Source organism: Pseudomonas saudiphocaensis, assembly GCF_000756775.1.
GTDB lineage: Bacteria > Pseudomonadota > Gammaproteobacteria > Pseudomonadales > Pseudomonadaceae > Stutzerimonas > Stutzerimonas saudiphocaensis.
The window spans coordinates 2,963,459-2,976,381 of sequence record NZ_CCSF01000001.1 but is presented as its reverse complement, the minus strand read 5'-3'; the positions used below and the strand labels follow the sequence as shown (position 1 = coordinate 2,976,381).

14 protein-coding genes are annotated in these 12,923 nt (G+C 61.8%); 9 read left to right on the top strand and 5 right to left on the bottom strand.

The window, feature by feature from the left end:
* The first annotated feature begins 2 nt into the window (after positions 1 to 2).
* The 9 genes from BN1079_RS13775 to BN1079_RS13735 all read left to right on the top strand — a co-directional run bounded on the left by BN1079_RS13775 (position 3) and on the right by BN1079_RS13735 (position 9,494).
* Positions 3 to 977 (top strand): hypothetical protein, encoded by a 975-nt coding sequence (locus BN1079_RS13775; protein WP_037025352.1) that lies wholly within the window; start codon positions 3 to 5, stop codon positions 975 to 977.
* A 56-nt stretch (positions 978 to 1,033) separates the two neighbouring features.
* On the top strand, positions 1,034 to 3,067 hold the full coding sequence (gene cpaB / locus BN1079_RS13770; RefSeq protein ID WP_037025343.1) for a Flp pilus assembly protein CpaB: 2,034 nt from the start codon (positions 1,034 to 1,036) through the stop codon (positions 3,065 to 3,067).
* Positions 3,068 to 3,132: 65 nt separating this feature from the next.
* On the top strand, positions 3,133 to 4,626 hold the full coding sequence (locus tag BN1079_RS13765) for a type II and III secretion system protein family protein (protein ID WP_037025340.1): 1,494 nt from the start codon (positions 3,133 to 3,135) through the stop codon (positions 4,624 to 4,626).
* An 8-nt stretch (positions 4,627 to 4,634) separates the two neighbouring features.
* A complete protein-coding gene (locus BN1079_RS13760) occupies positions 4,635 to 6,293 on the top strand; it encodes a TadA family conjugal transfer-associated ATPase (RefSeq protein ID WP_037025337.1) in 1,659 nt (552 codons plus the stop codon).
* A complete protein-coding gene (locus tag BN1079_RS13755; protein WP_037025335.1) occupies positions 6,293 to 7,150 on the top strand; it encodes a type II secretion system F family protein in 858 nt (285 codons plus the stop codon). Before BN1079_RS13760 ends, BN1079_RS13755 begins: the two co-directional genes overlap by 1 nt.
* A 1-nt stretch (position 7,151) precedes the next feature.
* Entirely contained in the window at positions 7,152 to 8,030 is an 879-nt protein-coding gene (locus tag BN1079_RS13750) for a type II secretion system F family protein (RefSeq protein ID WP_037025332.1), read from the top strand.
* On the top strand, positions 8,027 to 8,380 hold the full coding sequence (locus tag BN1079_RS13745; protein ID WP_037025329.1) for a DUF192 domain-containing protein: 354 nt from the start codon (positions 8,027 to 8,029) through the stop codon (positions 8,378 to 8,380). Before BN1079_RS13750 ends, BN1079_RS13745 begins: the two co-directional genes overlap by 4 nt.
* On the top strand, positions 8,362 to 8,778 hold the full coding sequence (locus BN1079_RS13740) for a tetratricopeptide repeat protein (protein WP_037025327.1): 417 nt from the start codon (positions 8,362 to 8,364) through the stop codon (positions 8,776 to 8,778). Before BN1079_RS13745 ends, BN1079_RS13740 begins: the two co-directional genes overlap by 19 nt.
* The gene (locus tag BN1079_RS13735; RefSeq protein WP_037025325.1) at positions 8,775 to 9,494 is read left to right on the top strand and encodes a TadE/TadG family type IV pilus assembly protein; all 720 of its coding nucleotides are present in this window, start codon (positions 8,775 to 8,777) and stop codon (positions 9,492 to 9,494) included. Before BN1079_RS13740 ends, BN1079_RS13735 begins: the two co-directional genes overlap by 4 nt.
* 124 nt (positions 9,495 to 9,618) lie before the next feature.
* Here BN1079_RS13735 and sutA read toward each other — a convergent pair whose 3' ends face one another.
* The 5 genes from sutA to glnK all read right to left on the bottom strand — a co-directional run bounded on the left by sutA (position 9,619) and on the right by glnK (position 12,627).
* Positions 9,619 to 9,951: a transcriptional regulator SutA gene (gene sutA / locus BN1079_RS13730; RefSeq protein WP_037025322.1), complete on the bottom strand. Its 333-nt coding sequence runs from the start codon at positions 9,949 to 9,951 to the stop codon at positions 9,619 to 9,621.
* 73 nt (positions 9,952 to 10,024) lie between these two features.
* The gene (locus BN1079_RS13725; RefSeq protein WP_037025320.1) at positions 10,025 to 10,450 is read right to left on the bottom strand and encodes a secondary thiamine-phosphate synthase enzyme YjbQ; all 426 of its coding nucleotides are present in this window, start codon (positions 10,448 to 10,450) and stop codon (positions 10,025 to 10,027) included.
* 94 nt (positions 10,451 to 10,544) lie between these two features.
* On the bottom strand, positions 10,545 to 11,798 hold the full coding sequence (locus BN1079_RS13720; protein WP_037025318.1) for an ammonium transporter: 1,254 nt from the start codon (positions 11,796 to 11,798) through the stop codon (positions 10,545 to 10,547).
* Between the two features lie 152 nt (positions 11,799 to 11,950).
* Positions 11,951 to 12,214, bottom strand: coding sequence for an Hcp family type VI secretion system effector (locus BN1079_RS17625; protein ID WP_139053063.1), 264 nt, complete (start codon positions 12,212 to 12,214; stop codon positions 11,951 to 11,953).
* A 74-nt stretch (positions 12,215 to 12,288) separates the two neighbouring features.
* Positions 12,289 to 12,627, bottom strand: a complete 339-nt coding sequence (glnK, locus tag BN1079_RS13715) for a P-II family nitrogen regulator (RefSeq protein WP_003096476.1) — start codon at positions 12,625 to 12,627, stop codon at positions 12,289 to 12,291.
* Positions 12,628 to 12,923 lie beyond the last annotated feature (296 nt).

The following is a 12,923-nucleotide window of genomic DNA, read 5'->3' as shown; positions in this document are numbered from 1 at the left end:
TCATGCGCAGCAGGCAACTTGGGCAGTCAATGACCGAATACCTGGTCGTGTTAGGCGTTACCGGGGCGGTATTGGTCGCCACCCTGACTGACGTCGAAAACATCTTCGATGCCGTGCATGACAACTACGCCACGCAGTCCCGCGAGATGAACCGCGTGCAGCTGTATGACAGCCATCGCGTGCGTTACAGCGAGGTGGTCCCTGGCGAGGACTATGACGATGGTTCCACCGAGGGCAGCCAGCCCGATATCGAGCTACCAGTCGCTAGCCTGCCCACGGGCATATTCGACGAACTGGGCAACCTGATCGGTATTCAGGACGGCGACAGATACGTCGATAAAAACGGCGAGACCGTCGCCACCTGTGACTTGACCGGCCTGTGCGTGGACGGCAACGGCAACCCGGTCAGCGCCACCCCGATCGACGCAGGCGGCAACGCCCTGACACTTCAGGCGCTATACGACGCACAAGGCAACCTGCTGGGCTTTGCCTATTACCACAACGGCGGCTACTACCATCCCGGCAGCTACCGCCCCATGACCCTGCCCAGCGGCGTCACGGTGGATAAACGCGAGCCCAGCAACACCCTGTACGTAGGCGACAGCAAGCAGCCCGCGGGCTTCGAGTCACGCGGAAAGATCTATGGCCTGGCCAGCGTGTACGCACAGACCGACCTGCGCGCAGGCGGCCTGAACGCCAGTGCTGAACAACTGCTCAGCGTGGCCTACGCCACCCCGCCAGCGGGGTGGGAAAACCTCTCGCCGTGCGTGGTCATGAGCAACGCGCAGATGGCTGACATCGAAATCATTTCCGTGGGCAGCTTAAGCACACCGGTCGCCACGCTGGGCAATTCAGGCAAACGGGCGCTGGCAGATCCAGCCTCCCTGCGCCATGTGAAGACTACCGCCAGCGCTTGTAACGCCGCCAAGCAGGCCACGCTCTATCCGGGCGGGCATTGGGTTGTATCAGACAAATAAAAAAACACATTGCAGTCGCCTCGCAGTGCCGGGGGCGTTTATGAACGGGGAGCAACATGTCATCGGTCTCAGGTAAAAAACTACTGCTAATCGCCATCGCCTGCGGGTTGCTGGCCGCGTTTCTGGGCTGGGCGTACCTGAAGGCCAAGGAGTCCCAGTACAAGGCTGCTTACAAGCCCGCCACCCAGATCATGACCTCGGTGGTAGTGCCCAAGGAAGACATCGGCAAATCCCAGACGCTGTCCCGGGAAAATGTTGCGGCCATGGACGTGCCCCGTGACTACCTGCCTTCCAATGCGGTGCTGGCCGAAGACTGGCCGCGCGTTGAAAACCGCATGGTAGTTAATCCGCTGCAACGTGGCCGGCCGATCACCTGGGATGCACTGGAAAGCAGCCGCATCTCGCGCCTTTCGGAAAACGTCGAACTGGGCAAGCGCATCAAGACCGTGCAGGTCAACAAGATCAACTCTTTCGACGGCATGCTGCGCCCGGGCGATCGCATCGACCTGCTGGGCAGCTTCTCCGCGAACGACGTCGGCCTGCAGCAGCAACCCAACTATTCCGACCAGGTCGTCATGACCGTGCTAGAAAACGTAGAAGTGCTGGCCGCAGGACGTGAAGACGCCAAGGGCAAGAAGTACGAGAAACACTACGACCGCAACTCGTCCGATGGCTTCAACATGAGTTTCTCTACCCTGTCGCTGATGCTGACGCCAGCGCAGGCAGCACGTGTCGAAGTGGCAGAAAAGGCCGGCGAGCTGGTAGCGGTACTGCGTAATCCGAAGGACACCAGCATTGCTTCGCTGGATCAGATCACAGTGGCCAACCTGCTCGACCCGCTCCCGGCCGAAACCGTCGACGTCGTACTCGACGCCAACGGCAAACTGCTAGGGCGCATCGTCGGCGACAACGTGGTCGATCACGACGGTCGCATCATCGGCCATATTGTTGACGGTAAGGCCATCGGTCTGGACGGCAAGATCATGGGCCGCATCGTGCGTGGTCTTTCTGCCGACGATCCGCTACTGCGGATGCGCGAACAGGCCACCGTGATACGTGACGAGGCCGGCAATGTCATCGGCAAGGTGGTTAACGGTCAGGTAGTCGACCGCAACGGCCAGGTCATCGGCAAATACGAAGACGGCAAGGCTATCGGCATGGATGGCCAGAGTCTTGGACGCGTCGAGGAAAACGTCGCGCTAGACGCCAGCGGCCAGGTCATCGATATGCGCAGCTCCCAGGTGCAAAGCCCTGCAGCAGCGCAAACCCATGAACGTCCGGTAGTACGTGACGCAAACGGCAAGGTCATTGGATTCGTCCATGGCGACGAGATCAAGGATGCCAACGGCGTGCTCATCGGTCACGTCAGGGACGGCCAGGCCATCGGTCTGGACGGCAAGATTCTCGGCACCCTGAGCACCGCCCTGTTCGACGCCAACGGCAACCTGGTCGGCGAAATGGGCGAAGTTGTGCGCGGCGCCGATGGCAAGATCCTCGGCACCATTACCGATGGCAAGCTGGTCGACGCCGAGGGCAACGTGTTGGGTAGCGTCAAGGACGGCAAGGCGGTCGACGCCAACGGCAAGGTGCTCGGAGAAGTCGAACAGGCCCTGCTCGGCGCCGACGGCAAGCCACTGGCCGATGCCGCCCAGGTGGTACGCGATGCCAACGGCAACGTGATCGGCACCGTGGTTGGCGACAAGATCGTCGACGCCCAGGGCCGCACCGTCGGCTCGGTCAAGGACGGCAAGGCCCTGGATGGCAGCGGGAATGCCATCGACGGCTCCAGCCTCGACGTGCAGCAGGACGTCGTGCAGGTCGTCCGCGACGCCCAGGGCAACGTGATCGGCACCCTGCGTGGCGACCGCGTCTACGGCGCCGACGGCAAGCTGATCGGCCGCCTGGTCGACGGCAAGGTGATCGATGCCAACGGCAATGTTCTCTACCGCGGCGTCACCGTCACCCTGGAATCCCCTCGCAATGCCGGCCCCAATGCAAACAAGCGCGACGCCAGCCGCATGATCCAGTTCATTCCCGGAGGAACCGGCAGCAACGGCGTGATTCCGGTTCAGACGCTGCGTCTGGAATAACCAGAACCTCAACGTGCCGCGTTGCGGCACGTGATCACCACCTTAGAAGTTTTGCTGGGGCAATCATGAAAAAACAAAGCGTATTCGGCGTTCTCTGCGCCCTGTGCCTAAGCGGTGCCGGCCATGCTGCCGAGCTCCCCAACGCCGTTGTCCTCTATGACGGCGATGTTCGCGTACTGGAAGCACCAGGCGTCGAGCGAGTGGCCGTCGGCAACGTTGAAATCATCAGCGCGACCATGCTGAAGAACGAGGAAATCGTGGTGACCGCCCAGCAACCGGGTGAAACCACGGTGCAGATCTGGTTCGACGATGACACTCGCAAGCAGCTGAGCGTGGTCGTGGCCAAGGCCAACGGCTACCGCCAGTTTGGCGAACTCAAGGCACTGCTCAGCGATATCCCGGGCCTGAAGATTCGTACCGTCGGCCGCCAGGTGGTGCTCGAAGGCCGCCTCAGCGGGGAATACCTCACCCGCGTCAAGGAAGCGGCGAAATTCTACGACAACGTGCTGGTGCTGGCTGAAGAGCAAAGCGGCGCGGCCACCAAGGCCGACTCCGGGGAGGTGCTGGCTGAAGTGCAGGCCATGCTGGGGCAGATTCCAGGGATCAAGATCAAATCCGTAGGCCGCCAGATCGTCATCGACGGCGACCTGCACGCCGTGGATATGAGCCGCATCGACCTGCTCAAGGAGCGCTATCCCGATGTACTGGTACTGGCGCAGCCGATGTCCGAGTTCCTGGCGCCGATGATCTACTTCGACGTACGCATCACTGAGTTCGCCAAGGATGACGTTGAAGAGCTTGGCGTCAACTGGAGCACTTCCATCAATGGCCCGACGCTGGCGTTCAATGCCGACGGCGGCACAAATAACCTTTACCGCGGCCAGTTCGACAGCGCCGGCGGCACCTTCGATGCCCTCAATCAGGTGGTCGGTGGCGCCGGCTCGCACGCTTACTGGGGCATTGCCAGCGAATTGACCTCACGCATCAACTTGCTCGAAAAAAACGGCTCGGCCCTCACCCTCGCCTCCCCGCGCCTGTCAGCACGCAGTGGCGGCAAGGCCGAGCTGACTGTCGGCGGCCAGGTACCCGTTGTCACCAGCAGCATCAATGGCCCATCGGTGGAGTACAAGGACTTCGGCATCCTGCTCAACATCGCCCCCCAGCTCTACGGCAGCGACCAGATCGCTACCCACGTCCTCGCCGAGATCAGCCAACTGGACAAGGCCAACCAGGTCGGCGAATACCCAGCATTCAAGACCCGCCGCACCGAGAACGAAGTACAGCTGAAAGTCGGTGAAACGCTGGTGCTGTCTGGCCTGGTGACCGAAGACAGTCAGTCCACCAAGGAAGGCATCGTCTTTCTCAAAGACGTCCCCTTCATCGGCAGCCTGTTTAGCAACCGCAGCGGGAAAGCCAACCGCACCGAGCTGGTGATCTTCATCACCCCGCGGCTGATGACTGCCGGAGCGAACAGCCCGACCCAGCAAGAACTTGAGCGCCAGGACAAGATGATCGAGACATACCAGGCCACCTTCGGCTCCATCGACCTGATCGACTGAGGCGCGCCATGTTCGAGATCGAAATTACCTACAAAGATGGCCAGCCCGTCGACAAGCTGACCTGTACCACCGCCATCTGCGAGCTGGGCAAGGCGCGTACCGGCCTGATTCGCCTGCGCGGCTGGAAGGTCGCACCGGTGCACGCGCGCATCGAGCAGTCGCTGGCTGGCTTGTTCGTCGAGGACGTCAGCCGCGGCTACGAAGTACGGGTCAACGACCGCGTGGTCAACCGCCATGGCCCGCTCAGCGCCGAGGATGTCATCGGCATCGGCAGTTACCTGGTGCGGGTGCGACCACTGGCGGTACAGAATGAAACCCTGTTGCCCGACAGCACCGAAGAGGCCATTGCAGCGGCGGTGCCGGTCGACGTCGAGGTCACTGACGACGGCCGTGAAGCCTACATGGAGTGGGCACAGTTCGTTCAACTGGAGCTGTTCCGTGCCCTCGACCTGAGGCGCATGAACCTCGACAGCATGGGCCCCGAGGAGGTGCGCGCCACCCTCTCAGACCTGGTCGATGAGCTGCTCAATCAGGTGGCTGGGCGCTTGCCGCCGTCAGTCAAGCGCGAGGTGCTGCACAAGATCGTGCTCGACGAGGCCACCGGCCTGGGCCCGCTGGAAGACTTGCTGGCCGACAAGAGCGTCAGCGAAATCATGGTCAACGCCCACGACGACATCTACGTCGAGCGCGCAGGACGCCTGGAGAAGACCAGCATCAACTTCAGTTCCAATGCCGCGGTGCTGTCGACCATCGAGCGCATCATCTCGCCGCTGGGCCGGCGTATCGACGAAAGCTCGCCCATGGTCGATGCGCGCCTCAAGGACGGCTCGCGGGTCAACGCCATCATTCCTCCGCTGGCATTGCGCGGCCCGTGCCTGACCATCCGTAAGTTCTCCGAGAAGAAGCTCACCACCGACGACCTGATCAAATACGGCTCGATCAACGAACCGATGGTTGAGTTTCTGCGCACGGCCGTGGAGCAGCGCATGAACATCGTGGTCTCCGGCGGTACCGGATCGGGCAAGACCACCCTGCTCAACATCCTGTCCAACTTCATCCCCCTGGACGAGCGCGTGGTTACCGTCGAGGACGCCGCCGAACTGAAGCTGGTGCAGCCACACGTGGTCTCGCTCGAGGCACGGCCGGCCAACATGGAAGGCAAGGGCCAAGTGACCATTCGTGATCTGGTGCGCAACTGTCTGCGGATGCGCCCCGACCGCATCGTGGTCGGCGAATGCCGTGGCGGCGAAGCGCTGGACATGCTGCAGGCGATGAACACCGGCCACGACGGCTCGCTCACAACCGGCCATGCCAACAGCCCGCGCGACATGCTGCGCCGTCTGGAGGTGATGGTGCTGATGGCGGGCATGGACCTGCCGGTGCAGGCCATTCGCGAACAGATCGCCTCGGCGGTGCAGATCATTGTGCAGCAGACCCGCTTCGGCGACGGCTCGCGGCGCATCACCAGCATCACCGAGCTCACCGGCATGGAGCAGAGCACCATCCAGCTCAACGAGATCTTCACCTTCCAGCAGAACGGTTTCGACGAACAGGGCCGAGTGCGCGGCACCTTCCAGGCCACCGGCCAGGTGCCGGAGTTCTACGAGGAACTGAACCATCGTGGCATCGGTGTGAACATGGGCATCTTCCGTACGGGTGCAATGTGATGACTGAGTTGCTGCTGTACCTCTGCGCGGCGTTGCTGGCGCTGGCCGGCTTCGCCGTGGCCATGCTGTTGAGCGAGCGTGTCGCCGACAGCATGAAGTTTTACCGAGCGCAGTTCAGCCGCAGCACCGAACTGGACATGGCCGACATGTTCATCTTCGCCAGTGGCAAGCAGTTGTTTCTCGTCAACGCCATGCTGCTGGTGCTGGTGCCGCTGTTCCTGCACGTGGTGTTCAACATCACGCTTATCACCGTGGCCGGCGCCCTGCTGATGCTGTTCGTGCCCAAGCTGGTGATCGGCCAGATCCGCGGGAAGCGCCTGCGCCAGTTCGAGGAGCAGCTGCCGGATGCCTTCATGCTGCTGTCGAGCAGCCTGCAGTCGGGTGCCAGCCTGAACATGGCGCTGGAAAACGTAGTGCAGCAATCGCCGGCGCCGCTGTCGCAGGAATTCGGCCTGCTGATCAAGAACATCCGCCTGGGTGTCACTCTGGAAGACGCGCTGGTCAAGCTGGAACAGCGCCTGCCACTGCCCTCGTTCATCATGGCCAGCTCGGCCATCCGCATCAGCCGTGAGGTCGGTGGCAATCTGGTGGAGACCATCAACACCCTGGCCGCCATGCTGCGACGCAAAAAGGTCATGGAAGGCAAGATCGACAGCCTCACCGCCCAGGGCAAGGCGCAGGGCAGCTTCATGGCCATGCTGCCGATCTTTCTTGCGGTGATCCTGAGCTTTATCGAGCCCGAGGCCATGAGCCAGCTGTACACCACGCGCAACGGCCTGATCGTGCTCAGCGTGATGATCATCATGCAGATCATGGGCTTTATCTTCATTCGTAAAATCACCCGGATCGACGCCTGATATGAGCGAACTACTGGCCCTGCTCAGCAGCACCAGCCTGGGGATCACCGTTACCTGTTTCCTGTTGCTGCTGATTTCTCTGATTTCCCTGCTGCCTGAGGAAAACCGCGCCTACATGGACCCGGTGCCCAGCTGGGTGCGCCCGATCTGGCCACTGGTGCGCCTGTTCAACCACTTCCTGTGCAGCAACCTGCCGCCCCGGCTGCTGGACAAGGTCGATGAACGCCTGCAGAAGACCGGCGCGCTGTACGTGCTTACCGCCGAGGATTTCGTGGCCCTGTGCCTGACCATGGGCTTGCTGCTGCCGCTGCTGGCGATCCTGCCGATGGCCACCGGCAAGAGCGGCATCATCTGGCCGGTGGTGGCCCTGATGGCTGTCCTGGGGGCGCTGCTGCCGGTGATGTGGATCGCCGATACCCACAAGCGCCGCGACCAGGACATCATCCGCAACCTGCCGGTGTTCCTGGAATACCTGACCATGTGCGTGGACGCCGGCCTGAACTTTCTCGGCGCACTTCAGCAGGCAGTGGATAAAGGCCCCAACGGCGCGATGAAGAACGAGTTCCGTATCGTGCTGCGGGACATCCGCTCCGGCCTGCCCCGCGCCGAAGCGCTCTCGCGGATGGAGCAGCGGGTCAACCTCAAGGACGTCTCGACCTTCGTGCGTTCGGTGATCCAGGCCGAGAAGATGGGCAGCAGCCTGCGCACCACGCTGCAGATCCAGGCCCAGCAGCGCCTGGAAGAGCGCTTTCAGCGCGCCGAGAAGACAGCCATGCAGGCGCCGGTGAAGCTGATCATCCCGCTGATCGTGTTCATCTTCCCGCTGACATTCGTCATCCTGCTGTTCCCCATCGTAGTCAAGTTCATGGGTGAAGCATGATCGCGGCGCAGGTGCGCTGCCGTGACGGGCGCATGCTCGCCCTGCAGCTGGAGCCTGCCTTTACCCTCTGGCCACGGTTCAAGGGCCTGCTCGGCCGCGGCCGTCTCGCACCGGCGACCGGCCTGTGGATTGCTCCGTGCAATTCGGTGCACTGCTTCTTCATGCGCTTTGCCATCGACGTGCTGTACCTGGACAGCCAGCAGCGCGTTATCGCCATTCGCCACACCTTAAAGCCCTGGAATCTGAGCCTGCATCTGTCGGCGCGCAGCGTGATCGAGCTGGCTGCCGGCGAGTGCCAGCGCCTGGGCATTCACATTGGAGACATCGTGCAATGCGCGCACTATCGCTAATCGTCGTGCTCACCCTGACCGGGTGCGCAACCCTGCCCAGCAGTGATCTGGTGGAGCTGCAGCGTCAGGCCGACAGCGCTTACGGCGCCGGGGACTACGCTCGCGCAAAGGAGCTATACGGCCGTCTGGCCAAAGCCATGCCCACCGATGCGGGCGTGCGCTATCAGCAAGGCAACAGCCTGGCGCGGTTGGGCGACAACAATGGCGCAATCAACAGTTACCGCGACGCGCTGTTACGCGACCCACAGCATGCACGCGCCTGGCATAACCTGCTGCAGGTGCAGACTCGGGAAGCCCGCCTGACCGCCAGCGAGATGCAGCGCTACCTGAGTGACCAGACGCCACATGCCGAGCGTGCGCTTCAGCGCGCCCGGCAAATTCTGGAGGCCACTCCGTGAAGCCACGGGGTCCCCAGCATGGCCAGGCAATGGTCGAATTTCTCATCATCATCCCGGTGCTGATTCTTCTCATCTTCGGTGCCGTGCAGGCTGCTCTGATCTACTCGGCTAAAAACGGCCTGAACTACGCCACCTTCCAGGCCGCGCGCATCGCCTCGATGAATAGCGCCCAATACACCGACATACGCCGTGGGCTGTTGCGCGGCATGTACCCGATGTTCAGCCAGTTCCCCGAAAACGAGCGCATGGAGCGCACTGCCACCGAGGTCGACAACTTCGTCCTGGTCACCCGTATCAGCCCCAGCACCGCCATGTTCGCTGCCTACGGAGAGGACCACGGCGATCTTTTCGGCGACGGCGAAGAGCGCAAGGCGATTCCCAATAGCAGCCTGATGTATAGCCAGGACGACGACGCCGGCCTGCCCCTGCAGGACGCCAATCTGCTGAAAATTCGCGTGCAATACTGCATGAGGCTGATCGTGCCGATGGTAGATCGCCTCCTCAGTTCGGGCTCCCGATTTGTCGATCGTGCTCGTGCAACCAAGGAGTCAGCCAGCTTCCGTGACGTTTCGCGCGCCACCAGTTCCAATTACGAGGCTGTCTGCCGCAGCCGCTCAGGCTTCGTTATCAGCTCCGAAGCCACGGTGCGGATGCAGAGTCCCGCGGTCGATGACGAAGATCAGTGTGCAAGCGGTGGGCGAATGATCTGTCCGTGAGGCCGGACAAAACACAGTGCGGGCGTCGTTGAGCCGTTCGTGGCGAACGGCCGACGCCACAAGGGAGAACCGATGCCATCGGTCAGGCATCGGTTTCAATCTCGAAAAGACCCAGGGGAGCGCCTCAAATAGGCCGGCTGCCGTACTTGCTGTCCGGCTTCTTCGGCGGGTCGGCAACTACGTTGGGCTCGACCTCCTGCACCCGGCCACCACGGGCCAGATACTCTTCCATGGCCCGTGCCAGCTCTTCGCGCTCGCGCTGCTTGGCTTCGATGCTGGGCAGCTCCTCGAGCTCAACGGCTTTGGCCTTGGCCTTTTTCGGCGTCGGCGTCACGCGCTCGCTGTCGGTGCCCTCATGGTCGTCGTCAACATCGCCAGGGTCGGCTGCATCCAGCTCGTCTCCTTCGTCGCCCTCTTCAACGTCCAGATCGTCTTGTTCTAGTTCTTCGTCACTCATGTTCCAACCTCATGCCTAGCCAGCGGTAGTTATAGCCCAGCGATACGCTTTGGGCGCTCTCGCAAGAAAAAATTCAACTCACCATTCCGTGCAACGTTGCAATCACCTGCCGCGAGCCGCCCTGGTCCCGGTGTTCGCCCAGATAGATCCCCTGCCAGGTGCCCAGCGCCAGAGCCCCCTGCGCTATCGGCACGCTTAACTGACAGCCCAGCAAGCTGGCCTTGAAGTGTGCAGGCAAATCGTCAGGCCCTTCGTAATCATGCTCGTAACCGCCCACCCCCTGCGGCACCAGCTGGTTGAAGAAGCGTTCGAAATCACGGCGGACGGCAGCGTCGGCGCCCTCGTTGACGGTCAAGGATGCCGAGGTGTGCCGCAGCCACAGGTGTAACAGACCAACCCGGTATTGCTGCAGTTCCGGCAGGGCCGCAACCAGCTCATCGGTGATCAGATGGAAGCCTCGCGGGCGCGGGCGCAAGCTGATGGTCGTCTGCTGCCACATGGGGAAAGCGCCCTCGCAACTGAACGGGCGCATTCTAACGCGACGACAGAAAAAACAAAGGGCGCCGAAAGGCGCCCTTTGGATGACTCGCAAATCACCTCTTGCTGGTGAACTCCGGGTAAGCCTCGAGGCCGCACTCGACGACGTCCACGCCCTCGTATTCTTCCTCGGCGGACACCCGCAGACCCATTACCGCCTTGATGATGCCCCAGACGATCAGGCTGGCACCGAACACCCAGCCGAAGATACAGGCGACACCCAGCAACTGAGCGGCGAAGCTGGCATCGGCATTGGTTGCCGGAACGATCAGTACACCCCAGATGCCGACCACACCGTGTACCGAGATGGCGCCTACCGGGTCGTCAAGACGCAGTCGGTCCATGCCCAGGATGCTGAAGACCACCAGCACACCGCCCACTGCACCGATCAGAGTGGCTTGTAGCGCGGACGGGGTCAGCGGTTCGGCGGTGATTGCTACCAGGCCGGCCAGGGCGCCATTGAGGATCATGGTCAGATCAGACTTGCCAAACAGTACGCGCGAGGTAATCAGCGCCGCCACCAGACCACCGGCAGCAGCCATGTTGGTATTGGTGAAGACCTGGGCGACGGCATTGGCGTCTTCAATAGTGCTCATGCGCAGCTGCGAGCCACCATTGAAACCGAACCAGCCCATCCACAGGATGAAAGTTCCGAGGGTTGCCAGCGGCAGGTTGGCGCCAGGGATGGCGTTGATCTGGCCGTTGGGGCCGTACTTGCCCTTGCGCGCTCCGAGCAGGAGAACACCTGCCAGTGCAGCAGCGGCACCGGCCATGTGCACGATGCCCGAACCGGCGTAATCCATGTAACCAGCCACATCGAGGAAGCCGCCGCCCCATTTCCAGAAGCCCTGTACTGGGTAGATAAAGCCGGTCATGACCACGGCGAAGGCGATGAAGGCCCAGAGCTTCATGCGCTCAGCCACCGCACCGGAGACTACCGACATGCAGGTCGCGGCGAAGACGATCTGAAAGAAGAAATCGGCACGCGCAGAGTAATACGGCGCATCTTCGCCGCCAGCGGCCACGACATCCACCGCGTGCTCGTCACCGATCAGAAAGCCCAGGCTTGGCAGGATGCCGCCCTCGGGGCTCGAGTACATGATGTAGTAGCCGATCAGCAGGTACATGATCGATGCCAACGAATAGAGCACGATGTTCTTCGTGAGGATTTCGGCGGTGTTCTTCGCCCGTACCAGCCCGGATTCGAGCATGGCAAAACCGGCCGCCATCCACATCACCAGGGCCCCGCAAAGGACGAAATAGAAGGTATCGAGCCCGTACTGGACGGGTATCAGTGCTGTGCTGTCCATGTGTCACCTCTTGCTGTTGCGCATCTCGCGCCATTCGGTCGTCGCCGAGCCGCCTTTCGAGCGGCAAGCCGGCTCCAGACCCCGGTGTTGACTCCGGGGGTTCGTACTCTTGAAATTGGGTTTCTATCGGCCAGTACTCTGGCGTGATTGCCTCAGGTCGAGCCGCGGATGGGGATACCGGGGCGGATCAGGGAAATCAGAGCGTCACCCAGGGCGAAACCGTGCAGGCGCTTGCGGCCACCGGCAGCAGCGGTATCAGCGAAGGTCAGCAGTCGAGTAGAGACACAGAGGGCGCTCGCCAGACAGGGAATGGCCACGAACAGCAGCGGGCCATGCGCCCTGCGCCTCCGTGGCGTACCTCCTGATTCGAGCGTTGTCGCCAGCGCCAGGCGCGTACCTGGGGTTTGCGGGGACAAAAGGGCTCCTAGCCCTGCGATTTTTCGCAGAGTCATGGTGTTCACTCCTGGGGCGTGGGGTTCGGAGGGCTTGCTTAGATCGCGTCGGTATCGGTTTCGCCGGTACGGATGCGGATGGCCTGCTCCAGATTGACGACAAAGATCTTGCCGTCACCGATCTTGCCGGTGTTGGCTGCCTTGGTGATCGCCTCGATCACCCGATCGAGTTGGTCGTCGGCAATTGCCACATCGATCTTCACCTTCGGCAGGAAGTCGACGACGTACTCAGCACCGCGATACAGCTCAGTGTGCCCCTTTTGCCGACCGAAGCCTTTGACCTCGGTGACGGTGATGCCCTGTACGCCGATTTCCGACAATGACTCGCGGACGTCGTCCAGCTTGAACGGCTTGATGATGGCAGTAACTAGTTTCATGAAAAACTTCTCCCGTTTAGGTGGACTTGCCCCAGAAGTACGAACCCGAGGACAAGTCTAAGCTCAGTGTCCGGCTCTTGTAACGCGCCGCTGCAATCCGGCCTCGTTCCGACACCTTCAGCCGCTTTGGCAAAACATCCCGAATCACCTGCGCACCATCCCTTGGATGGGCGTCGCCAGTGCCAAAGCAGGATCGATGCCAATTCTTTAAAATCGTCGCTGCCGGGGCTTTTCAAAGGGCATTCAGACATTCCAAGCGAAACCGTGCACCAGATCGAACCGCCTGCACGACGCCG